The sequence below is a fragment of the Streptococcus mitis genome, from assembly GCF_000722705.1.
Lineage (GTDB): Bacteria > Bacillota > Bacilli > Lactobacillales > Streptococcaceae > Streptococcus > Streptococcus mitis_P.
In genome coordinates this window covers 118,605-143,004 of the sequence record NZ_JPFW01000004.1, presented here as the reverse complement: position 1 = coordinate 143,004, position 24,400 = coordinate 118,605, and the positions used below count along the sequence as shown (strand labels likewise).

Here is a 24,400-nt window from a genome sequence, read left to right as displayed (position 1 = left end):
TTATCTTCACTTTATAATTGTTAAATGTCACAAAAGTTTATTGATAAATGTCAATAAAAAAATGACAAATGTCAATAAAGACATCTGCCATGTTCGTATTATTTAAGAAATAATAATCTTGATATCTATTTAAGGGTTCCTATATCTAGTTCTTTTTGTAACTTAATAAGACTACCTTCAATATCCGTGTTATTTTCATCCATAGATAATGCTTCTAATCTTTCTTCTATTCCAACTAATGATTTTGAATCTATCCCTTTTGAAATAGTTGTAATTGAATTTTTCATTATATAATCCAGTGAAGTAGTCGTTAAGGCATTTTGACCAATCATTCCTTTCTTCATCAACTCTTCACTTTTCAAACTAGTTACTACCTCTGGTAATACTGAGCTTCCTTGACCCTTATTAAATAAATTTTGTTGAATTTCACGATTAATTGTTAAAAATTCTATAAACGATACGGCAAGGTTTGAATTGCGAGCACGCGAAGAAACCACGTATAAGGAAGTATCTGTTACAGTCGAACGAATGTCTTCCTTAGTCGTTGGCAACGAAATACATGTCCAGTTAAAATTTGTATATTTGGCCACATGATAAGGAAAAGGTTTATATGTACGATATTGTGCCAAACTCATTGGATAAAAGGCCACATGTCCTTCATCAAAATCTTTATAGGTTACTTTGTAGCGTCCGTTTAATTGATTCAATCCCCTTATATAGGATAAAGCATCCTTCATTTCTGACGAATCTATACGAGGAATCCCACTCTCAGAAATAGTAACTCCAAAGGCTGCTAGAGATTCTTTCCAACTATATCCTGTTATCCCAAATTGATCAACGATTCCATCTCCATCGGTATCTTTTGTAATTTTTTTACTAATCTCATATAGATCTTTCAGTGTCCACCCTACTTTAGGAATTTCAATGCCCTCTCTTAAAAGTAAATCTTGATTTACACACATCAACATGGGATTGCTTTCATATGGAAGACCGTATAAATCATCTCCGTATTTTGCTGCCTGCAAAGATACATCATAGAAATTAGAGGCATCTTCTTGAGACAGATAGGAATTTAGGTTTTTTAAAATACCTTTTGATGCAAATAAAGATAATTGGTCGCTTGATAATAGAAATACATCCGGTTCAGAACCTTTTAAAATTTGACTTGAAATCCAATTAGAATACTCCTCCTTAGGAATACCTGAATCATATACAATTTTAACCCCTTGATGAAGCTCTTCAAATTTCTTAATAGCCTCATCTAGTACATAGCTGTTATTCCCTGTAGGAATTCCCCAACTAGAATCAGAATAAAAACCCAGTCTAATAATCTTTATCTGCTTGTTTTCCCAAATAAGAAATAAACTCAAGCAACTTAACACAAACAGTATCGCTAGAAACAATTGCTTTACTTTCATTTATCCATTTCCTTCGAAAAATTCTTTTGTGTCACACCTGTTTGTACAGCCCATATGGCTAACTGTGTCCTATCTCTCAAATTTAGTTTTGAAAGAATGATAGAAAGGTAATTGCGCACTGTTCCCTCGGATAAAAAAAGATTACTGGCAATTTCCTTATTTGATTCTCCAAATGCCACTTGCTGAATAATTTTCCATTCTGTCAGTGATATATTTTCAATATTCTCTTCCTTCACAGTAATAGAAAAATTGGTCTGTGCCATCTGCGAGAACAATTGAAATACCTTACTAGCTATATTAGGATTAATCATAGCTCCACCTTTATACACTGTCTGAATGGCTTGGTATAACTCGTCTGTTGAAACTCCTTTTAATAAATAGCCAGATGCACCATATTTTAAAGCACTAAAAATAAATTCGTCGTCATCAAATGTTGTTAAGATTATAATTTTTATATTTGGAAAACGTTTTTTGATTTCTTTTGTAGCCAATACTCCGTCCATTCTGGGCATTCTAATATCCATTAAAATTATATCCGGTTTTACAGTCATGATGTTGTCCATAGCTTCAATACCATCACCAACGACGGATACCACATCAATATCAGCATATACTGATAAAATGATCTGCAAGGACTCTCTAATTAACGCCTGATCATCTGCAATCATTACCTTTATCATATACTTCACCTCCTATTTTTGGAAAAACTATTTTAGTGTAAAATCCTTCCCTATTTTCAAAATGAATAGAACCACCTAAAATAGAAACTCGCTCTCTCATTTGTTTCAAGCCATACCCAATTTGTAAGTCGTCAAAACCTATTCCATTATCTTGCAAAACTATTATGTTGTTATCCTCACTCATAAAGTGAATGCTCATTTTACTAGCATGTCCGTGACGAACAGAATTTGTAATAGATTCTTGTATAATCCTAAAAATAGTATCTTCCTGTATAACATCTAAATCAATATTTCCCCATTCATATTTTAAATCGACAGAGAGTTTAGATAGAGACTCATACTCACTAATCATTAATATTAGAGCATCTTTTAAACCATTATTTTGCAAAGCTCCTGGTCTTAGTCTATGTAATGATCCCCTAACATCTTTTATCCCCTCTCTAACTGCATTTGAAACATTTTTCAACTGTTCTTTAGCACGGATAGGATGAACATCAATTAGTACAGAAACAGCATCAATCCCTGCTGAAATTCCTGTCAACGCATGCCCTAGAGTATCATGAATTTCCCGAGCAATTCTTTTCCTTTCTCGATCTTCAGCGATTTTCTCTGATAACGATATGTAATGATTCAATTCAGTGTTGACTCTAGATAACATTTTAAGCTCTTCCTCAATATTATGATGTTCTTTAATCACGTACAGGATATAAGACAATAAAGAGATGATGAAAATAATAACATTTAATGACGTCAATGTATTTTCTAAAAATAACACTACACCTCGTATGGACGATGGATAAAATTGGATATAGGTAGAAAGAGAGGGAACTTTTATAAATAGTGACAAGATTTCATAGTCTGTTAAAAGTAACATTAAAAAACTCAAGAAAATAAAAATAATCCAAGAACGTTTACTATCAGAGTCTTGAAACTCTCTTGAACTATAGAATATATCAGCAAAAACTAATAATATTATTCCATTGTATGACAGATTTTGTGACCATATAACACCAATCATTAATACTATTTCAAGCAAATTCCATTTTGAAAAAATTGGCCATTTTTTCTCAGTTGAATACATTTTATAGGTAGATATAAAAATAATACCGACGAAAAAAATAATTGAATACCAAAAAATCTGGTCAGGTGATTTTGAAATATTGTTTAATTCTCCCAATAAGAGTATCATCTGTCCCTTTGAAATTACATAGTTTGTAATCTGTATATACAAAGCTCCATTGTATATAATGGTTAGAAAATTAATTAACAAAAGCAAAATTATAGAGTACTGGACACCTTTTACCTGTTTCATTACTGCCACCCATTAATATCAAACTGAATTATATTATTTTTATCAACAAATTGTACAGGTATAGTATATAATTCTTCAACTTCTTCTTTTTTTACTAATAAATCTATTGTTTCCGATACTTTTCTACCCATATGAGATGGAAATTGAGCAACCGTTCCCGTAACTTCATCTGTTGTAGCTAATAAATGCTTCATATCTGGTGAACCATCTATTCCGTAAATAAGTTTTTTTGAAGTTACTTTCAATTCTTTAATTGCTGCTAAAGCTCCTATAGCTGCTCTATCATTTAAAGCCACTATAGCATCAAATTGTAAACCTTCAGATAACGCATCACCTACAGTAGTCATAGCATACTCTGTTTGACCAACCGTTTCTCTTTCTGAGATAATTTGATAATGTTCTTCTGATTTTATTGTATCCAAAAAACCAGTTATTCTCTGATTAGCTGATAAAGCATCTTTGTGCGTTAACAAAAGAATATGAGCATTTGAGGTACGTTTCATCAAATCCTTGGCAATTAATATCCCAGCATGGTAATTATCAGAAACTATGCTCGTATCAACTTTTATATTATTCAACTGACTATCTACTGCTATAACTCTAATTCCAAAATTCTTTGCCCTACTTAACGCTTCTACAATTTGCTCGCTATCACTCTTAACCGGATTAATAACAATAACATTCACTCGCTTCTCTATAAACTCATCAATTTGTTTACTCTGTTTTTCTTCACTCATCTCTGCGTCCCGAGTATACAATATCTGACCTTCTGAATCAGAATAGCGTTGAATCTCATTATGTAAATGTCTATAAAATTCACTATTCATCGTCATATAAGTCGCTCCAACTTTTATTTGTCCCGGAATAGGATCTGTCTGACTCACATGAGTATAAATCGCAAAAACAAATACGACTACTGTACAAAATATAATTTTGACGATTGTTCTTGTATATTCTCTACTCATTCCAACCTCCAAAAAGTTTCAACTAGTTCATTGTAACACATTTAGACAGTATAAAAAAGCCTGAGAGCAACTCAGACTTTTCAATGTTTAAAATGGCAATTCTTCCTCTTCCAAAACCAAATCTGCCAAATCCTGTCCTGCATTATTTTCACGCATAGCACGTTGGGCACGACTTTCCAAAAGTTGGAATCCTGTCACAAGAACTTCGGTCACATAGTTCATTTGACCATTTTTCTCAAAGCGACGGGTACGCAATTCCCCATCAACGGAAATGAGACTACCTTTGGTTGCGTAGCTTGCCAAAGTTTCTGCTAGTCTGCCCCATAGGACCATATTGATAAAATCAGCTTCACGTTCACCGTTTTGGTCTTTGTAACGACGGTTCACAGCGATAGTTGCACGCGCTACTGACTTGTCATTGTTGGTTTTATGCAATTCTGGTGTAGACGTTAAACGTCCAATCAAGATAACTTTATTATACATATTTTCTTCCTCCTACTTATCTATTCGTAGGAAATCAAAAAAAGTTACAGAAATTTGTAACTTTTCGAGAAAATTTTTTAGTTTTTATGAACCATGAAACCTGTCGCTTGTTGATTTGCCATAATGGTCATATCTGTAATCTGCACACGACGAGGTTGACTGGTCACATAGACTACTGTGTCTGCGATGTCTGGTGCCTGCAAGGCTTCGATTCCCTGATAAACCGTCGCAGCCCGCTCTTTGTCACCATGAAAACGTACTGTCGAAAAATCTGTTTCGACAATTCCAGGCTGAATAGTTGTCACCTTGATATCCGTTGCGATGGTATCAATTCGCAGACCATCTGAAAAGGTCTTAACTGCTGCCTTGGTAGCTGAATAAACTGCTGCACCTGCATAGGCATAAATTCCTGCGGTTGAGCCCATATTGATGATATGTCCTTGATTGGCTTTTACCATTGCTGGCAAGAAACAGCGAGTGACTGCCATCAAACCTTTGACATTGGTATCCAACATGGTCAGCATATCCAACTCTTCATAGTCCTGATAAGGTGCTAAACCTAGAGCCAAGCCTGCATTGTTGACCAGAATATCAATCTGACCTATCGTTTCTAGAATATCAGAGCAGACAGTCTTTACCATTGTCATATCCGTGACATCTAGGAGAAAAGTCCAAACTGTTTGATTTGGAAAAGTTTCTGCAAACTCCGACTTGAGAATTTCTAGTCTGTCTATCCGTCGTCCAGTTAGAACGACATTCTCACCCTGCTCCAGATAAGCACGCGCAATCGCTTCACCAATTCCTGATGTCGCTCCTGTAATCACTACATTTTTTGCCATCTTATTTCCTTCTATCTGGTCTATCAGATACTGACAACTTCTTAAACAGTCCAGTGCTTAGCTGGATCAAATGGTGTTCCAACAACTTGGTCTTCTGATAATTCAATAATACCACGTTTTTGCGGAGCATTTGGCAAATGCAATTCACGAGGGCTGCACATCATACCAAAACTCTTTTCACCACGAAGTTCGCCTGGGAAAATAAGATTGCCTTTGGGCATCATAGCTCCAGGAAGAGCCACAATGGTTTTCAACCCAACACGCGCATTAGGAGCCCCTGCAACGATTTGCACTGTCTTGTCACTTGCGACTGCAACTTGGCAAATGTTGAGGTGGTCACTATCTGGATGAGCTACCATCTCGACAATTTCACCAACAACAAACTTAGGTTCCTTGTCATTAACAATTTCTTCCACAAAGCCTTCCGCCTGCAACTCTTGGTTCAAACGAGCGACTTGCTCATCAGTTAAAAAGACTTGACCGCGCTCTGCAATTTCAAATAAACTTGAAACTTCGAAAATATTCCAAGCCACTGTTTCCCCATTCTCTCTGAGAAAAACACGGGCTACCTTGCCTTTGCGTTCCACATCTAGTTTGGCATCTCCGCTGTTTTTCACGATGACCATAAGGACATCACCGACATGTTCTTTGTTATATGTAAAAATCATTGTTTCCTTTTCTCCTATTTCAGTCCTGCTAAAAAGTCGTTAATTTGTTGCTTGCTTTTACGGTCGCGATTGACAAAACGGCCGATTTCCTTATCCTTTTCTAGAACAACAAGGCTAGGGATTCCATATACATCCCAGAGTTTGGCCAAATCCATATACTGGTCTCTATCCACTCGAATAAAGGTAAACTCTGGATTGGTCTCCTCAATTTCTGGTAAGGCAGGATAGATATAACGACAATCGCCACACCAGTCTGCTACAAAAAGAAAGACCTTCTTGCCATCTTTTTCTACTAAAGATGCTAATTCTTCTAAACTTGCTGGTTGTATCATAAGACTTCCTCCTCATAGACTAGGTCTTCATTTTCATAGACAAAGGTATAATGACGGCCATCCTCAAAAATGACGCCACCAACCAAGCTCTCTAGACTGCTTTCATAAACTTGAACATAGAGGGTCGCAATTTCCCCCATGTCTGAAAAATGGTCTCGCACAATCGCTGTCAACTCTTCCTGAGTCTTCATGAGCTTATGGTCATCTGCAACTTTTTTAGTAGCAAGGGCAAGGCTTCCAATACCAAGCAGAGCCAAGCCTGCCATCCACATTTTTTTAGCTTTCATACCATTCATTTTAACACAAAAAACGCTTCAGGACAAATGAGGAAGCAGCAGAAAAGCAAGTAAAAAGCCTCTTCCTTTAAGAAAAAGGACTTCTTATTCTTATTGCCAGGCACCTGAGTTGCCAACGTAGTAACCATCAGGGGTGTAGGTATTGCGAAGCATCTTACCTGATGAAGCTAGATAATACCACTTACCATTGTCTTTGACCCAATCATTCGCAATCATGGCACCAGAAGAACTTACATAATACCATTCTCCCTTGTCATAAACCCAAGTGCTTGCTTTCATGGCTCCTGAAGTTGATAAATAGTACCACTTGCCTTGATCGTAAAGCCAATCACTAGCAATCATGGCTCCTGATGATTTAAAGGCATACCAGTTGCCACCTTGATAAAGCCAAGTTTGATTGAACATGACTCCTTTATCATTCATAAAGTACCAAGTTCCCTTGTCTTTAACCCAAGTATTCTGCACTAATTTACCTTGTTTTTGATAGTACCAATTTTGCTCTGATTTTAGCCAGCTTTCTGCTTTTACAATCGGATAAAGTTCTTTGAAAGATTCTCCATCATATTTATGACTGATAGATTTTAGTTTTTCAAGTTTCAACTCGCCATTGCCATAGTCTGCCCAAGCAAAGACTTTTTGACCATTGACAGTCTCTGGTAAGGTAGCAGTGTAAGTCTTGGTTTGATAATCCCATTTTGTATCAAGGTAGGTGTATTGATCATTTGATTCTTTAATATGGTAGTAGCCTCTCTTTCCACTATCATTATGAATATCACCCACAACTTTCGTTGACCAGGTCTTTACTTCGTTGCCGCTCTTGGCCTCGACCTTGATATCTCCTCTATAGCCATATGGAACATAGAAATTCAGGTAACGCCCTTCTATACCAATCATAGACTTGTCCTTTTCTTGACCTAGAAAATTGACTGTCTGATCTTGACCATTGAGACTAACTGTCCACTCGATTTTCTCGTTTTTTGGTAAATCCAAGACTTTGATATCCACTTCATGACCATTGTTAAACCGAAGAATCTTGCCATCTTGATACTGTACTCCACACTTAACAACCCATTCTTCTTTAAGCTCAAATGCCTGCCCTGAATGTGGAAAAGCCAGTAAAGCTAGACCAGCTAGAGACAAACCAAATAATGTGATTTTTTTCATCGTAGATCCTCCTTAGGATTTTTTATGTTAATTATATCACTATGTTTTTAAATTGCAAACATTATCCTAAATATGCAAGCAAAAAACCTCTGAGATTCTTCTCAAAGGTTATAATCTAGCTAATTGCTGTTCTCAACTGCTGCAGTGACAAAGGCAGTGTAGAGCTCTTCTGGACGATTTGGACGGCTTGACAGTTCAGGGTGATATTGACAGGCTACAAAGAATTTATTTTCTGGAATTTCCACAATTTCGACCAAACGATTGTCTGGAGAAACTCCTGAGAAGACAAAGCCTGCTGCCTCAAACTGCTCACGGAAGGCATTGTTAAACTCATAACGGTGACGGTGACGACGTTGCACCACTTCTTGATTATGATAAGCAGTTGCTGCCTTAGAGCCACGTTTCAACTTGGATGGATAAAGTCCCAAACGAAGGGTTCCCCCCATATCCTCAACATCAATCTGATCACGCATGATATCAATGATAGGGTATTTTGTTTCTGGTGCAAGCTCTGCAGAATTGGCACCTTCGAGTCCTAAAACGTGACGAGCAAACTCGATACATGTCAACTGCATTCCCAAGCAGACTCCCAACATTGGAACATCATTCTCACGCGCATAGCGGATAGCTTGTATTTTCCCTTCAGTACCACGTTGACCGAAACCACCTGGTACGATGATTCCGTCCGCATCAGACAAGAGTTCCGCCACATTCTCTGCTGTCACATCATTGGCATTGATCCAATTGATTTTAACTTCTGCGTCGTTGGCATAACCAGAGTGTTTCAAGGCTTCAACCACAGAAATGTAGGCATCTTGCAACTCAACATACTTACCAACAAGGGAAATTTTAACTTGTTTTTTCAGGTTCATGACCTTATCCACCATGGCTGACCATTCTGTCATATCCGCTACTGGTGCGTCTAGTTTCAAATGGTCACAGACAATCTGGTCCATACCTTGCGCCTGCAAGTTCAATGGAATTTGGTAAAGATGCTCAACATCCAACGATTCGATAACGGCTTCTGGTGCCACATCACAGAACTGGGCTAGTTTGTTTTTAATTCCTTGACCAGCTGGTTGCTCTGTACGAATAACCAACATATTTGGTTGAATTCCCAAGCCACGCAATTCTTTGACAGAGTGTTGAGTTGGTTTGGTTTTCATTTCACCAGCAGCCTTGAGGTAAGGAAGCAAGGTTGTATGGATGTACATAACATTATCCGCACCAACATCTGCCTTCATCTGACGAAGGGCCTCTAGGAATGGCAAGGACTCGATATCTCCTACTGTTCCACCAACCTCTGTGATAATGACATCAGAGTCGGTCGTTACAGCGGCACGCTTGATTTTTTCTTTCAAAGCATCTGTGATATGAGGAATGACTTGAACAGTTGCCCCAAGGTATTCTCCACGGCGTTCTTTACGCAGAACTTCACTGTAAATTTTACCAGTAGTCACGTTAGAATATTTGTTGAGATTGATATCGATAAAACGTTCATAGTGGCCCAAGTCCAAATCTGTCTCAGCCCCATCATCTGTCACAAAGACTTCCCCGTGCTGATAAGGGCTCATAGTCCCCGGATCGATATTGATATAAGGGTCAAATTTTTGAATCGTCACTTTGAGACCACGATTTTTCAAGAGACGGCCTAGACTCGCTGCCACAATACCTTTCCCAATAGACGATACCACACCACCAGTTACAAAAATATATTTCGTAGACATAGATTCCTCTTTCTAAAATGCTCAAAGTCTTGTTAACTACGAGGGGACATAGGAAACAAGACCCTACTAATAAGATAATCTGGGACGACTGCGCCAGATTCACAACTAAAATACAAGAAGATAACTTCTTGAAAAAACAAAAATAGCTCCCTAAGAACTAGGGAGCCCCGACCTCTAAAAGAGGTGCCCGAACAATATGATACCTAAAAATAGGATAATTGTCAATAGCTAACTTTTATTCCTCGATGTTTTCAGCGTCATCATCAGAAAACTCGTCGTCTTCTTCGTTGAGATCCACGTCTTCTCCCAAGTCATCTGGGGCGATTTCGTTGATTTCTGCATCGTAAGCTTCCACTTCATTTTTCTCATCATCTGGATTTTCATCATCGTATGAAAGAGCTGGATCTGCTTCGTATGCATCTTCGTCTTCTGGATCATCCGCATTGTAGTCAATAGCATCTGAATCACCATCCATGAAGGCATTGACACGTTTTTTCTTATCTTTTGGTGTCACTTCATCGTCGTCATTTTCCTCAAGAGCGATGATTTCTTCATCGATTTCGTCTACGCCATACCATGAACGAAGACCCCATTTGTTATCTCCAAGTGAGATGAAGCTGCCGTCAAAGTTCAACTCTGTGTAGAACAAAGGCAAAGCTTCACGGATATCGCTGTTTGATGTTCCAAGGTAGTTTTGAATTTCGTTTACAAGATCGCTAAAATGCATCTCATGATCGCGACCACGAAGTTCCAAGATAGCACGCGCTACCTCAATCATAGATAGTTCACTTTTTTCTTGCCCAGCAAATACTTCTAATTCCAAAGCGTTTCTCCTCATTTATACTACTATCGCCAGAGCAAACAGACTCTGACCTCATTTTATCATTTACTCTTTATTTTACGATAATTTTGCGGAATAGTCAAAAGTTAAGGGGAACTAATACAAATCTTCTAAGCTTCTATATTCAATGATTTCATTTTTGATAATATTCTTTTTAAACTCAAAATGTTTTAAAGGATTATCAATTAACACTAGCTTTGGAATATCATCTAGGTTGGTAACTAGAGATAAAATAAAATCAGATTGAAACTCTTTAGCTTTCTCAAATTCGTTGGCAGTCAATCGAATGCGACCCTTAGATTTTCGAATTCCTTTAACTTCGGCAAGATAAGAATGTTCTTGAACATCTACTTGGAAATCATATCCATCGCCATAGAGGCGGGCGTCGGTTAATTGTCCACCTTGAAATTTTTCTTCTTTATCAAAATGAAGGATAAAATAATTTTCTGCCTCCATCCCAGTTTCCTGTAGACGTTTGAATTTAGTTCGAATGATTGGTTTTTCAATAGTAGTAATGCCTGTTTCCTTTCCTTCACTGGAAAGTAACATTTTTACTATTTCAGCATAACTATGAACATCTTCATTTCCAAACATCATATCAATTAAATCTTTACGAAAACGGTAAACTTCAGCTTTCTGCCACCAACCTTTTCGATTATTGTCAAAATAAGGATCGAATAAGTCCATTCTATTTTTTACAACTCCAGTTGTTTCAGCAATTCCCAGAGAAACCACATAGCGATAAAACTCCGACTTACTAGAACATTGAAATTCTGTTATAAAAAGCTTGTCAAACTTGGCAAGACCATAGCCAATTAAATTTAACAATTCATAATGAGGGTGTTTAGACATCACTTTCTCCATCAATAGATATTGATTTTATTATACCAAAAAACACGGCATTTAACCGTGTTTTGTAGGAATCTAGCAAGATTAAAATCCGCTTCAGCCTAGGCAGCTCATCGTAGGCTGTACTTGTGTACGGCAAGATGAGCTAACAAAGGATGAAGTAATTTTAGATTGCTAGATTAACTTCTTCATCTCATCAATACGTGCTACAGTCGCGTCGTATTTCGCTTGGTAGTCGGCTTGTTTGTCGCGTTCGTTTTGGACGACTTCTGGTTTGGCGTTGGCTACGAAGCGTTCGTTAGAGAGCTTCTTACCGACCATATCCAGTTCTTTTTGCCATTTACCCAGCTCCTTGTCGAGACGAGCCAGTTCTTCTTCGACATTGAGGAGGTCTGCGAGTGGCAAGTAGATTTCTGCTCCTGTGATGACGCTTGACATAGCGAGTTCAGGTGCAGGGATGATCGATGCTATTTCCAAGTGTTCTGGATTTGTGAAGCGTTTGATGTAGTTGACATTGCTGTTAAAGAAAGCTTCCAGGTCGCTATCGCTTGTCTTGACAAGGATGGTGATTGGCTTGCTTGGTGCTACGTTTACTTCAGCACGCGCATTCCGAACAGCACGGATCAAGTCTTTAAGACTTTCCACACCTGTGTGAGCAGCAAGGTCTTCAAAGGCTGGATTAACAGTTGGGTATTCCGCTGTAACGATAGAGCCTTCTGAGATTTGTCCAAAAATTTCCTCTGTCACGAATGGCATGATTGGGTGGAGGAGACGAAGGATCTTGTCCAAAGTATAAAGGAGAACAGAACGTGTGATGACTTTCTCTTCTTCGTTATCGCTATAAAGGACTTCCTTAGTCAACTCAACGTACCAGTCCGCGAACTCATCCCAGATGAAGTTGTAGAGGATGTGTCCAGCGACACCAAATTCAAACTTGTCAAAGTTGGCAGTTGCTTTTCCGATTGTTTCATTGAGGTTGTGGAGAATCCAGCGGTCAGTGACGTTTCCAGCTTCCTTGTTAACAACTTTTTCCACATTAGCCGTTGCTTGCTCAAGGGTCAAACCTTCATTGTTCATGAGAATGTAGCGAGAGATGTTCCAGATCTTGTTAATGAAGTTCCATGAAGCATCCATTTTCTCGTAAGAGAAGCGCACGTCTTGACCTGGTGCAGAACCGTTTGAAAGGAACCAACGCAGGCTATCTGTTCCGTACTTATCAATAACATCCATCGGATCAATCCCATTGCCCAGTGATTTAGACATCTTACGGCCTTGCTCATCACGAATGAGACCATGAATCAATGCATTTTTGAATGGCGATTTGCCAGTAAATTCCAAACCTTGGAAAATCATTCGAGATACCCAGAACGGGATAATATCATAACCAGTCACCAAAGTTGATGTTGGATAATAACGTTTGAAGTCTTCTGAGTCGACATCCGGCCAGCCCATGGTAGAGAATGGCCAAAGGGCAGAACTGAACCAAGTATCCAAGACGTCTTCGTCCTGAGTCCAACCGTCGCCTTCTGGAGCTTCTTCGCCGACATATATTTCACCCTCAGCATTGTACCAAGCAGGGATTTGGTGACCCCACCAGAGCTGACGAGAGATTACCCAGTCGTGAACATTTTCCATCCATTGGAGGAAGGTATCGTTGAAACGAGGTGGGTAGAATTCAACCTTGTCCTCTGTGTCTTGGTTGGCAATAGCATTCTTAGCCAATTGGTCCATCTTAACGAACCATTGAGTAGACAAGCGTGGTTCAACCACAACACCTGTACGCTCTGAGTGACCAACACTGTGGACACGTTTTTCAATTTTGACGAGGGCACCAATTTCTTCCAACTTGGCAACTACTGCCTTACGAGCTTCAAAACGGTCCATACCTGCAAATTCAAAGGCCAAGTCGTTCATAGTTCCGTCGTCATTCATAACATTGACTTGTGGCAAGTTGTGGCGTTGACCAACCAAGAAGTCGTTTGGATCATGGGCAGGTGTGATTTTCACGACACCAGTACCAAACTCAGGGTCTGCGTGCTCGTCCCCCACGATTGGGATGAGTTTATTAGCGATAGGAAGGATGACGTTTTTACCAATCAGGTCCTTGTAGCGTGGGTCTTCTGGGTTAACCGCAACCGCAACGTCCCCAAACATGGTCTCAGGACGAGTTGTCGCAACTTCAAGGGCGCGTGAGCCGTCTTCTAGCATATAGTTCATGTGGTAGAAAGCACCTTCTACGTCCTTGTGAATCACCTCGATATCAGAAAGAGCTGTGCGAGCTGCTGGGTCCCAGTTGATGATAAACTCACCACGGTAGATCCAGCCTTTCTTGTAAAGGTCCACAAAGACCTTGCGAACAGCTTTTGACAAACCTTCATCAAGAGTGAAACGCTCACGAGAGTAGTCTACAGAGAGTCCCATCTTGCCCCATTGTTCCTTGATAGTAGTGGCATACTCGTCTTTCCATTCCCAGACTTTCTCGAGGAATTTTTCACGACCAAGGTCATAGCGGGAAATGCCTTCACCACGCAAGCGCTCCTCAACCTTAGCCTGAGTCGCAATCCCCGCATGGTCCATCCCTGGAAGCCAAAGCGTATCAAAACCTTGCATGCGTTTTTGACGAATGATAATATCCTGAAGAGTCGTATCCCAAGCGTGACCAAGGTGAAGTTTACCAGTCACGTTTGGTGGTGGAATCACGATTGAATAAGGCTTAGCCTTTTGATCTCCTGAAGGCTTGAAAACATCGGCATCAAGCCATTTTTGGTAACGACCAGCCTCAACCTCGGCTGGATTGTATTTAGGTGAAAGTTCTTTAGACATGTGTTTGTCCTTTCTCTATTGTATTTATTTTATCTTGAATCTGCTTAGCAACCTCTTCTGCAGACAGATTCGTATTATTTATTTTAAAGTAGTGGTGCAACTCGTTCGGTTGATGTTGGGAATTTAATTGAAGTGTTTCAGCAGTCTCTAAAATTTCTCTTTCAGATACCTCAATATGTCGTTTTAAGGGTTTGTGCTTTAATCGATTCTCCGTTCGATTTCGACGCAAGCACTCTTCAAGACTTGTTTCCAATTCAACAAAAAGAATCTCTTGATGATAGCCATTCAACAAATCCTGAATTTGCTTCAAATACATCAGCTGGTACTGATTTGAAAAATCAATCACGTCTGTTAAAATCACCGACCGCTGATTTCTAGCGCTAGCTCCAAGGAAAGAAAAGGTCATTCCACGAATAAATTCCCACATCTCCTCGGTATAATCCTGATAGATTTCTAGTGCAAAATCGATGGCTTGATGGTTATAAAATAGGGTAGCATTCGTCAGTCGAGATAGTTCTTGACCAATGGTCATTTTTCCTGAGGCTGGAGCACCGATGATGAAAAGATGCATCAAATCACCTCCCACTCACTCCTCAGCAAGCCATATTTCAAATCATCACAGCGATTCCCTTGGGCATCTTTGCGGTCTCTTATGCGAGCTTCGAGGGTAAAGCCAAGCTTTTCCGCGACTCGTTGACTTTGAAGGTTATATCCAAAGCAAGTTAGTTCAATCTTGTGAAGACCAAGTTCTTTAAAAGCTAGATCAATCAAGGCACACGCTGCTTCTGGAACATAACCTCGACCCCAATAGTCTGGATGCAAGGTATAGCCGATCTCAAGAACATCATCTTCATGACGATGGTTGAAATCAACAGAGCCGATAACTTTATCAGTCCCTTTGACAACAATCCCATAGCCTGCTGGGAGATTATCCTTTTGATTACGCTCAGGAAGGATATGCTCTAGATAGTAAACCTCATCTTCCAAGGTCTTGACAGGTGGAAAACCTGCTGGGTAAGAAACTTCTGGACGACTAGCATAGTCAAAGATATCCTCAGCATCCGCCACTGTGCGGACTCGTAGGATAAGTCGCTCCGTTTCGATTCGTTCAGGTAATGTTGCTCTAACCATCCTTCTTCCTCGCTTTCTTGATGAAGCTCCCCATAGGGTCTACTCGGTCATCTAAATAGCGATAAACGCGCTGGTGGCCATCCCCCATAAAGTAAGTCGGCGCAAAACGGTCATTTTTAAAATTCCCCTTGTCATCCAAAAGTTCTGGATCAGCTAGTCGTTCGATAATCTTAGCAAAGATATGACAGATTCCATCTTCCTCAATAATTCTATCAACTTGACATTCTAAAACGACTGGACAGGGATTTAAAATCGGTGCCTGGCTCCGTTCAGAAATCTCGTAGTCTAGCCCCAGATGTTTCAATTTCTCTCGATGACTGATAAAACCAGCCTGCTCCATCTCAAGCATGAGATTTTCATCAGGTATATTCACAGTAAACTTCTGGTAATGCTTGATTTGCTCAGCCGCATTTTCCTCAGCACCAACACCGATGACTAGCCAATTTCCCAAACTATAGGAGGAGCTACAGGTCGTAATATTGTGTCCAAAATTCTGATCCTGATACCCCAAAATGAAGATAGGAAAGCCATAGTAGAGTTTACTTGTTTTAAAAGATTGCTTCATAACAACCTCCTTTGACTATGACGCAAAAGAAAAGCCCTGCCATCTACATGACAGGGACGAATATGTTATCCGCGGTACCACCCAATTTCGGGCAGTTGCCCGCAACTCTCGTCTTTAAAACAAAAAGACACTTTTATTTCAATTTTTCATCCATTAGCAACCAGTTTTGACACATTTGTGGACTTCTCAGCGCCGCCACTTTCTGTAAAATGCGGGATTCAAAACACCTCTAATGGCTCTATTGTAGCAAGATTTTTTCGGAAATGCAAGACTCAAGAAAGATTACTTGAACTTGATGCCGTTTTCTTTCAATTTCTTGATGGTAGCTGGGCCAATTCCTTTCAAGGCAAGGAGTTCTTTTTCAGTCCAGTTTTTAAAATCTGAAGCAGACTTAATTCCTTCGTCGTAGAAAGTTTTGGCACGGTCAAGTGGAAGTCCACCCAAGTTTGCTGCAAAATCTTCTACAGAATTAGCTACTTTTTGAGCTTGCCCTTTGGTAGCTTCTACTGCTTGTTCAACTTTTTTAGAAACAGCCTTACCAGCTTGGCTTGCTGACTGTTCTGCACGTTTTACGACTTTTTTTGTCTCTTCTACAACCTTAGTCACAGTACTTGAAAAAGCACCTGCACGACGGAGGCTATTTCGTAATTGTTTTTTACGATTGAGTTTCTTTGACATGATAAAATCCTTTCAATAAAAAACCCCTGCTCTAACAAGGATTTAATATAAATATTCTATCAAGATTTTGGTGAAAAATCAAGAATCTATCTCGTTTAATAATTTCTCTCACCAAACAAGCCTTCTGGCAAGTCATGGAATCCTTTACCTGCCTTGAAGTTTTCAAATTTTCCAAGCAAGAACTGATAAGCATCCAAGCGACTTTCGTAGCGAATCATAGCATCTTTGGCACGCTCGTCTTGGTCCTCTTCGTAGACTTTTTGGCTTTCCTTGTGCGCCATGTCGTTAATCATGATCTGGGTATTGACCCAGGCTTCAAATTCCTTCATAAATTCTTGTTCGTAACTCATTTTTTCTCCTTATTCTAATCCACGGAAATAGTCCGTGTCAATCTCACGGTAGGGCTGAATATCCTGAACGTATTCCAGCACACCCTGGAATTCTCCATCTTCATCATGGACTGCAGCGTAGGTGATGTGGACAAACTTGCCTCGCGACTCAGACTTGAACCACATTTCATACTTGTCCTTGACTCCTTCACGAAGCCCCTTCATGATGGTCTTTACCTTGTCCAAGTACTTAGGTGGATGGCAGAGTTCGACATTGCGCCCAACTTGGGACGGGGTCCGTTTGAAAATCATCTCATCAGCTGGCGCATTGTCATTGTAATACTGGAAAATATCGTCTTTATTGACAAAGGTAATCTCCATAGGGAGATGATTGAGGATGAGATTGGCCTGCTCGACTGAGAGATAGCCATTGCCAAAAGCCTGTTGACTATGACGGTCCAGCACTGCTTCCTTTTCCTTAGGAGTAAAGGTAATGGTGAACTGTCCTTCTGGCGTATCTATGACTTGCTGAACTTGACCTTCTGCCGTTTCTAGCTGTACCTGCTCCTCTGCACTCTTTTCCTCAACAAAACTCTGACGTTCTGGCACCCATTTTTCTGACGGACGAATGATAGCATAACCATAGGCATCGCTCTCCTCCGCAATCTGAAGCCAATCATCTTGGGTAAAAGACTCAAGGAGAATCATAAGGAGAATGGACTCTTCCTTGAAAATCATACTTTCAAACTCTGTCGCAAAGGCTTCAAAAGTTTCCTTTACAGTGCTAATCGACACTTCTGGTAGTGACTTGGCTGTCGCTAAAGCTGTTTGAAAGAGTTCCCTAATCTGGTCATCCACTCCCCACATAACTTTGGGAGGAGAATCGTGTCCATAGCGCTCCATGATAGGAAAGAAGAGTTCTTCCTTGCGCTGATAGTGGATGTCAAATTGACCGACAAGTCCCATCTGACGCACCAAGCCCTTGCGCATCTCTGCCAGCATTTCCTCGTCTTCCATAGACTCATAAGTATCTAACAATCTCCGAATGCGAATCAAGGCAGCGCGGAGTGCCAGATTTTCATCCTTGAAGACGCGAACTGGGTGTCCTGGGTGCTCGGTATCTGCAACTTCGACATCCTTAACAGCATTTTTAAAAAGGTTGGCATGGACATCACAGAGCTCCATGACATCTTCAAAGGTAACACCTGAGTCCGAGTTCATCAACTCGTGCTCCATGAGGGAAATCTCGATGGCTGAAACACCTGTAAAGGTCGCATCAAAGCGCTCTTGAACTGACTCAGGAGAGGCGCCATTATGCAATTCTAACAAAATATCCCGTAGGACATGAATCCGTTCATCTGCCATTAGTCTAATCCAATCACTTCGTAGCCATTCGCTTCCAGTGTGCGGACAATCTTGTCCATAGGGGTTCCTTCCAGCTTAGAACCCTGTTTAAGCGATACTTTGCGACCGATAGTATTACGCATCAAGGGATTAGCAAGGGGTTTAAAACCCAGCTCCACTAGGATTTCCAAGACTTCTGGATGCTTATCCACCACTTCTGCAACAGGAATTGACACATCGATGATATTGTCCATGACGACCTCCATTATCGTTTATAAATGATATTATTTATTTTATTATACCATAAGGAGGACTGCCACACACCAAAAAAGAGGGTTGCCCCTCTTTCTTAATTCTTATCCAGATTGCGTAGCATTTCGTCAATCTTGTTTCCATATTCGATGGATTCGTCTTTGACGAAGGTCAAATCTGGGATTTTGTACAATTTCAAATTGCGACCAAGTTCACGTTTGATGGTACCAGTTGCTTTCTCAAGCCCGATTTGGGCTTTTTGATTATCTGAAGCAAGGTTACTCAAAATGGTGTAGTAAACCTTGGCAACAGACAAGTCACCCAGCATCTGAACATCTGTGATGGTCACACCTTGGACACGCGGATCACGGACTTTCTTTTGCAAAATCTCATTGACTTCACGCTTGATTTCCATGCCCACACGATCCGTACGGAAATGATTTGCCATGATATTCCTTTCTCTACTTTGAACCAAAAGCTAGGCCAGCAGACCTAGCTATTTTTATTAGATAGAGGAACTAGAGCCATTTGAATCTAGGAAACAAGCCTTAGATAGAACTGAGGGTTCATCAAGGCGCTGTTGACGACGAGTCAAATCGGCTATCGTTTCTCTATTATCTCTTGATTTCTTCCATGACATACGCCTCAATCACATCATCAGTCTTGATATCATTGTAGCCATCAATCATCAATCCACCTTCACGACCGTTTGTAACTTCTTTGACGTCGTCTTTGTAGTGTTTCAAGCTTGCGAGTTCGCCATCATAGATAACAACACCGTCACGGATAACACGGACTTTAGAGTCACGGGTAACCTTACCGTTGATAACCATAAATCCACCGATAGTTCCGACTTTAGATACCTTGAAGGTTTCACGAATAACTGCTTCACCGATAACTTTTTCTTCGAATTCTGGATCAAGCATCCCTTTCATAGCTTCTTCCATCTCTTCGATAACCTTGTAGATAATGCTGTGGAGACGGATTTCTACATCGTCAGCTTCCGCTTGTTGACGAGCTTGTGGTGTAGGACGTACGTTGAAACCAACGATGAAAGCATTTGAAGCTTCGGCAAGTGTCACGTCAGACTCATTGATAGCACCGACTGCCGAGTGAACAATAGTAACTTTGACACCTTCCACATCGATCTTTTGAAGTGATGCAGAAAGGGCTTCAACTGAACCTTGTACATCGGCCTTGATGATAACGTTAACTGATTTGAGTTCACCAGCTTTAAGGGTATCAAAGAGGTTTTCAAGGCTGACACGTTGGGTAGCTTGACGTTGTTTCATAAGGGCACGTTTGGCACGTTCTTCACCAGCCGCACGCGCAGATTTTTCATCCTCGTAAACGGCAAAGTGGTCACCCGCCATTGGCGCTTCGTTCAAACCTGTGATTGACACTGGTGTTGATGGCCCTGCAACCTTAACACGACGACCAAGGTCGTTGGTCATAGCACGGACACGACCGAAGGTATTTCCGACAACGATTGGGTCTTGGACATTCAAGGTACCTTGTTGAACAAGAAGGGTTGCGACCGCACCTTTTCCTTTATCCAAGCGCGCTTCGATAACTGTACCGATCGCACGCACTGTTGGGTCTGCCTTGAGTTCTTGGATTTCAGCCACAAGAAGGACTGTTTCCAACAATTCTTCGATATTTTGGTTGAATTTAGCTGAAATTTCAACAAATTCAGAATCTCCCCCCCAAGCAGTTGACATAACACCATGCTCTGCCAATTCACCGATAACGCGTTCTGGGTTAGCACCTGGCTTATCAATCTTGTTGATAGCTACGATGATTGGAACGTTGGCCGCTTTTGAGTGGTTGATAGCTTCAATTGTCTGAGGCATAACCCCGTCATCTGCCGCTACGACCAAGATAGTAATATCGGTAACAGATGCACCACGCGCACGCATAGATGTAAAGGCCGCGTGTCCTGGTGTATCAAGGAAGGTAATCTTCTTGCCATTTTCAACAATTTGGTAGGCACCGATATGCTGAGTGATACCACCTGCTTCACCTGTCGCAACACGAGAGTTACGAAGGGTATCTAGGAGGGTTGTTTTACCATGGTCAACGTGTCCCATGATGGTAACAACTGGTGGACGCTCAACCAATTCATCTTCATTGAGATAACCATCTTCGACAAAGAAACGTTCGATATCAGCATTATCCACTTCAACCTTTTGTTTGGCTTCGATACCATAATCCACCATGAGGAGTTCAATTGTTTCCCCATCCAAGGATTGGTTTTGTGTGGCCATGACACCCATCATAAAGAGTTTCTTAACGATTTCAGCTGGTTCACGTTTGATACGTTTTGCGATTTCCGCAACAGTCATACCATCTGTATACTCAAATTCTGTTGGCAATTCATGGAATTTACGCTCTGTAACAGGTTTTGGAGCCTGATTACGGTTGTTCTTGTTATTGCCTTTTTTGTTCTTCTTGTTATTATTCCAGTTACTATTCTTTTGATTTCTCACTTGATTTTGACTACTTCGATTCTTTTGTTGTTTTCTAGGACCATCTTCTTCGTGATCATAATCATCACGATTTTTGTCTGGTCGAGCTTGTTTTTTACGACGTGTATCCACTGCAGGTTCTTTTTTCTCAGGGACGACTTCAACCACTGCTTGAACTTGCTGTGCTTGTTGCGTTTGTTCAGCTAACTTAGCCACTTCTTCAAAGATTTCCTCTGGTTCCTTGCGTTTGTTAGCTTGAGCCAAGGCTTCTTTGGCCGCTTGATACTGCTTGAAGCGTTCCTCACTTGAACGGGCATATTCAGCATTTTGCTCTGCTTTTAGGGCTGCTGCACGGGCTTTAAAGTCAACACGTGGAGCCGCTTGATTTGGACGTTTGTCCTCTTGTTGACGGCGCTCATTTCCACGATTTTGCTGACCTTGCTGTTTCTTAGCTTGATCATTAAAGCGACGGTTGTCGCGGTTGCCTTGACCTTGTTTTCCACCATTACGGCCGTCGTTTTTCTGACGGTTGCCGTTTTGTTGTTGGTCACGGTTATTGCCCTTATTTTGCTTACGTCGCTCTGCCTGCTCTTTGGCACGAGCTTCACGCTCAGCCTTGAAATTACGGCTTTGTGGCTTAGCTGCTACTTTTTCTGTTTTAGGAGCAACTGGTTCAGCCGCTTTTGCCTCTTCCTTAGCTACAGCTGGTTTAGCTGGCTCAGATTTTTCGGCTTTCTTTTCTGCACTTGCTTTTGGTGCTGCAGGTTTTGCTTCTACTTTCGGAGCAGCTACAGGCTTAAAGCTGGCAGCGATTTTTGCAGCGACAGCTTCTTCCACACTTGATGAGTGGCTTTTCACATCCAAGCCCAACTCTTTTGCACGCGCTACAACTTCTTTACTTTCTTTTCCAAGTTCTTTTGCGATTTCGTACAATCTTTTCTTAGACAAATCATGTCCTCCTCTTCTATTCCATAAGAGACCTCATTTTCTTTGTAAATCCAGCATCTGTTACAGCCAAAACCTTTCTCGATTTTCCGACTGCTATGCTTAATTCCAGTGTTGAAAACACGGTTACAATTTCTACTTGATAATACTGACTTTTATCTTGAATCTTCTTGGTCAGATTGGGTCCAGCATCATGGGCTAGAAAGACCAACTTGACCTTGCCATCTTGAATGGCCTTGACCACCAATTCTTCACCCGATATGATCCGCCCTGCTCGCTGAGCGAGTCCCAAGAGATTGCTTATCTTTTGCTTATTCAAGTCCTAACTCTCTTCTTTTCACTTTGTGATCTACATAAGCGATCAACTCGTCATAAAAGCTTTCTTCCACTTCCATGCTAAAGCTACGGTTAAAGACCTTCTTCTTTTTCGCCTCTAGGGCTTCTGCATTGTCTAGCTTGATGTAAGCGCCACGGCCATTGGCCTTGCCTGTCGGATCGATAAAGACTTGTCCTTCCTTGTTCTTGACAATGCGGAGCAAATCACGCTTATCAATCACTTCGTTAGACACAACAGACTTGCGCAAAGGGATTTTTCTCGTTTTCATCTTTCCCTCCTCTAGCAGCTTTTATTCTTCTACAGTATCGTTTTCTGCTTCCAAATCTACTGAAGCAGCTTCTTCCATGGCTTCAAATTCACTAGCAGACTTGATATCGATACGGTAACCAGTCAAGTGAGCTGCCAAACGAACGTTTTGCCCACGACGACCGATGGCAAGAGAAAGCTTGTTATCTGGAACAACCACCAAGGCACGTTTGCTGTCGTTTTCATCAAAGATAACTTGGTCAACTTCAGCAGGAGCGATGGCATTGTAGATAAATTCAGCTGGATCTGCTACCCACTCGATAACGTCGATGTTTTCTTCGATTGGTACCATACGGTCGCTCTTGGCATCGTAACGAGCTGGGTGGAATTTGCTCGTAATCTTCTTAATATTAGCTCCACCACGTCCAACGATTGTACCGATAGCGTCCACGTTTGGATTATGACTGCGAACAGCAACCTTGGTACGGTCACCAGCTTCACGAGCCACGCTCATGATTTCAACAGTTCCGTCATAAACTTCTGGAATCTCTTGCTCCATCAAGCGTTTGATCATTTCTGGGTGGCTACGGCTAACAAAGACATTCACACCACGAGGGTTGTCTTCAACCTTGTAGACATAGACTTCGATACGGTCGTGGGAAGCAAAAACTTCTCCAGGGATTTGGTCTTGTTTTGACAATTGGGCTTCGATGCTGCCAAGGTTGACATAAATAAAGCGGTTGTCAAAGCGTTCTACAGTACCAGACATGATTTCTTGTTCATGCTCTTTGTAAGTATTGTAGGTGATGGCACGTGTTTGCTTGCGCATTTTTTCCATGATGGTTTGTTTGGCAGATTGGGCTGCTACACGACCAAACTCAGCAGGTGCTTCTTCAAACTTGATTTTGTCTCCAAGTTCATAGGCTGAATTAATGGCAAGAGCATCTTTCAAGCTGATTTCCAAACGGCTATCAAATACTTCATCAACAACTTCACGGACAGTATAGACTGTAAAGTCACCTGTTTTTTCGTTGAAGTCAATAGCTACGCTGTCTGATTGACCATAGCGTCTGCGATAAGCGGAACGAAGCGACTCTACTACTGCGTCGATGATATCTTCTTTTTTGATTCCCTTGTCTTCTTCCAAAATGCGGAAGGCCTCTAGCATTTCTTTACTCATGTTCTCTTCACTTTTGAATCCTCAAAAGCTATCCTTTCTTTTTCTATAATTTAACTGCTAAACGTGCTTTTGATACTAAACTGTATGGAATTTGGACAGTTTTCTTACGCGTCTTGTCCATATATTCCATGGTCAACTCGTCCTCTTCGAAGGCCAACAAGGTTCCTTCAAAGACCTTTTGCTTATTGATGGCTTGGTAGAGCCCGACATGGATGTATTTCCCAACCGCTCCAGCGACGGCATCCTTGGTTTTCAAAGGACGTTCCAAGCCTGGACTGGTGATTTCTAGGAAATATTGTTCTGGGAAGGGATCTGGCTTGATGGTGTCTAGGACAGGACTGATTATTTCTGTCAAGTCTGCCGTGTCGTTCAAGGTAATTCCTTCAGGTTTATCTACAAAAATACTGAGAATCATGTCACTGCCAATCTTTCCGTACTCGATATCCACGAGCTCGAAAGGTGCTTGGATGACAGGTTCTACAACTTCTCTGACTAATTCTACGATTGTTGCGATTGCGTCCACCTCCT

27 protein-coding genes are annotated in these 24,400 nt (G+C 40.9%); all 27 read right to left on the bottom strand.

The genetic code is table 11. The annotated features are described in order from the left end of the window. Positions 1-125: 125 nt before the first annotated feature. A complete protein-coding gene (locus tag SK642_RS01890) occupies positions 126-1,418 on the bottom strand; it encodes an ABC transporter substrate-binding protein (protein ID WP_033683130.1) in 1,293 nt (430 codons plus the stop codon). Further along, positions 1,415-2,098: a response regulator transcription factor gene (locus SK642_RS01885; RefSeq protein ID WP_033683129.1), complete on the bottom strand. Its 684-nt coding sequence runs from the start codon at positions 2,096-2,098 to the stop codon at positions 1,415-1,417. Before SK642_RS01885 ends, SK642_RS01890 begins: the two co-directional genes overlap by 4 nt. Beyond that, complete coding sequence (locus SK642_RS01880) at positions 2,073-3,410, bottom strand: sensor histidine kinase (RefSeq protein ID WP_033683128.1); 1,338 nt, start codon at positions 3,408-3,410, stop codon at positions 2,073-2,075. The genes SK642_RS01885 and SK642_RS01880 overlap by 26 nt, the downstream gene beginning before the upstream one ends. Further along, a complete protein-coding gene (locus tag SK642_RS01875) occupies positions 3,410-4,375 on the bottom strand; it encodes a substrate-binding domain-containing protein (RefSeq protein ID WP_020903141.1) in 966 nt (321 codons plus the stop codon). The genes SK642_RS01880 and SK642_RS01875 overlap by 1 nt, the downstream gene beginning before the upstream one ends. An 87-nt stretch (positions 4,376-4,462) precedes the next feature. After that, positions 4,463-4,858, bottom strand: coding sequence for a single-stranded DNA-binding protein (locus SK642_RS01870; protein WP_033683127.1), 396 nt, complete (start codon positions 4,856-4,858; stop codon positions 4,463-4,465). A 77-nt stretch (positions 4,859-4,935) separates the two neighbouring features. Continuing rightward, a complete protein-coding gene (locus SK642_RS01865) occupies positions 4,936-5,697 on the bottom strand; it encodes an SDR family NAD(P)-dependent oxidoreductase (protein ID WP_033683126.1) in 762 nt (253 codons plus the stop codon). Between the two features lie 41 nt (positions 5,698-5,738). Then, positions 5,739-6,365, bottom strand: a complete 627-nt coding sequence (gene ytpR / locus SK642_RS01860) for a YtpR family tRNA-binding protein (RefSeq protein ID WP_033683123.1) — start codon at positions 6,363-6,365, stop codon at positions 5,739-5,741. Between the two features lie 14 nt (positions 6,366-6,379). Then, positions 6,380-6,697: a thioredoxin family protein gene (locus tag SK642_RS01855; protein ID WP_000615777.1), complete on the bottom strand. Its 318-nt coding sequence runs from the start codon at positions 6,695-6,697 to the stop codon at positions 6,380-6,382. Beyond that, complete coding sequence (locus tag SK642_RS01850) at positions 6,694-6,993, bottom strand: DUF4651 domain-containing protein (protein ID WP_001815024.1); 300 nt, start codon at positions 6,991-6,993, stop codon at positions 6,694-6,696. Before SK642_RS01850 ends, SK642_RS01855 begins: the two co-directional genes overlap by 4 nt. A 90-nt stretch (positions 6,994-7,083) precedes the next feature. Further along, on the bottom strand, positions 7,084-8,157 hold the full coding sequence (locus SK642_RS01845; protein WP_033683122.1) for an N-acetylmuramoyl-L-alanine amidase family protein: 1,074 nt from the start codon (positions 8,155-8,157) through the stop codon (positions 7,084-7,086). Positions 8,158-8,276: 119 nt separating this feature from the next. Next, positions 8,277-9,884: a CTP synthase gene (locus tag SK642_RS01840; RefSeq protein WP_033683121.1), complete on the bottom strand. Its 1,608-nt coding sequence runs from the start codon at positions 9,882-9,884 to the stop codon at positions 8,277-8,279. Between the two features lie 235 nt (positions 9,885-10,119). Continuing rightward, the gene (rpoE, locus tag SK642_RS01835; RefSeq protein ID WP_033683120.1) at positions 10,120-10,707 is read right to left on the bottom strand and encodes a DNA-directed RNA polymerase subunit delta; all 588 of its coding nucleotides are present in this window, start codon (positions 10,705-10,707) and stop codon (positions 10,120-10,122) included. Between the two features lie 114 nt (positions 10,708-10,821). Further along, entirely contained in the window at positions 10,822-11,577 is a 756-nt protein-coding gene (locus tag SK642_RS01830; protein ID WP_033683119.1) for a DUF3883 domain-containing protein, read from the bottom strand. A 171-nt stretch (positions 11,578-11,748) separates the two neighbouring features. After that, positions 11,749-14,397 (bottom strand): valine--tRNA ligase, encoded by a 2,649-nt coding sequence (locus SK642_RS01825; protein WP_033683118.1) that lies wholly within the window; start codon positions 14,395-14,397, stop codon positions 11,749-11,751. After that, positions 14,390-14,968, bottom strand: coding sequence for an AAA family ATPase (locus SK642_RS01820; protein ID WP_033683117.1), 579 nt, complete (start codon positions 14,966-14,968; stop codon positions 14,390-14,392). The genes SK642_RS01825 and SK642_RS01820 overlap by 8 nt, the downstream gene beginning before the upstream one ends. Continuing rightward, positions 14,968-15,528, bottom strand: coding sequence for a GNAT family N-acetyltransferase (locus SK642_RS01815; RefSeq protein ID WP_033683116.1), 561 nt, complete (start codon positions 15,526-15,528; stop codon positions 14,968-14,970). Before SK642_RS01815 ends, SK642_RS01820 begins: the two co-directional genes overlap by 1 nt. Continuing rightward, complete coding sequence (locus tag SK642_RS01810) at positions 15,521-16,093, bottom strand: flavin reductase family protein (protein ID WP_033683115.1); 573 nt, start codon at positions 16,091-16,093, stop codon at positions 15,521-15,523. Before SK642_RS01810 ends, SK642_RS01815 begins: the two co-directional genes overlap by 8 nt. 282 nt (positions 16,094-16,375) lie before the next feature. After that, complete coding sequence (locus SK642_RS01805) at positions 16,376-16,771, bottom strand: helix-hairpin-helix domain-containing protein (RefSeq protein ID WP_033683113.1); 396 nt, start codon at positions 16,769-16,771, stop codon at positions 16,376-16,378. Between the two features lie 95 nt (positions 16,772-16,866). Next, entirely contained in the window at positions 16,867-17,121 is a 255-nt protein-coding gene (locus SK642_RS01800; protein WP_000119707.1) for a DUF1912 family protein, read from the bottom strand. A gap of 9 nt (positions 17,122-17,130) precedes the next feature. After that, the gene (locus SK642_RS01795; protein WP_033683112.1) at positions 17,131-18,465 is read right to left on the bottom strand and encodes a DUF438 domain-containing protein; all 1,335 of its coding nucleotides are present in this window, start codon (positions 18,463-18,465) and stop codon (positions 17,131-17,133) included. Further along, entirely contained in the window at positions 18,465-18,698 is a 234-nt protein-coding gene (locus tag SK642_RS01790; protein ID WP_000368734.1) for a DUF1858 domain-containing protein, read from the bottom strand. Before SK642_RS01790 ends, SK642_RS01795 begins: the two co-directional genes overlap by 1 nt. A gap of 95 nt (positions 18,699-18,793) precedes the next feature. Then, positions 18,794-19,144 carry a 30S ribosome-binding factor RbfA gene (gene rbfA, locus SK642_RS01785; RefSeq protein ID WP_001273601.1) on the bottom strand — a complete coding sequence of 117 codons (351 nt, stop codon included), beginning with the start codon at positions 19,142-19,144 and terminating at the stop codon, positions 18,794-18,796. A 166-nt stretch (positions 19,145-19,310) separates the two neighbouring features. Further along, complete coding sequence (infB, locus tag SK642_RS01780; protein WP_033683111.1) at positions 19,311-22,112, bottom strand: translation initiation factor IF-2; 2,802 nt, start codon at positions 22,110-22,112, stop codon at positions 19,311-19,313. Positions 22,113-22,128: 16 nt separating this feature from the next. Then, positions 22,129-22,428: a YlxQ-related RNA-binding protein gene (locus tag SK642_RS01775; protein WP_033683110.1), complete on the bottom strand. Its 300-nt coding sequence runs from the start codon at positions 22,426-22,428 to the stop codon at positions 22,129-22,131. Continuing rightward, on the bottom strand, positions 22,421-22,714 hold the full coding sequence (gene rnpM / locus SK642_RS01770; protein WP_000857562.1) for an RNase P modulator RnpM: 294 nt from the start codon (positions 22,712-22,714) through the stop codon (positions 22,421-22,423). Before rnpM ends, SK642_RS01775 begins: the two co-directional genes overlap by 8 nt. 21 nt (positions 22,715-22,735) lie before the next feature. After that, positions 22,736-23,872 (bottom strand): transcription termination factor NusA, encoded by a 1,137-nt coding sequence (nusA, locus tag SK642_RS01765; protein WP_000032283.1) that lies wholly within the window; start codon positions 23,870-23,872, stop codon positions 22,736-22,738. Between the two features lie 43 nt (positions 23,873-23,915). Beyond that, positions 23,916-24,395, bottom strand: coding sequence for a ribosome maturation factor RimP (gene rimP, locus SK642_RS01760; protein WP_033683109.1), 480 nt, complete (start codon positions 24,393-24,395; stop codon positions 23,916-23,918). Positions 24,396-24,400: the final 5 nt, after the last annotated feature.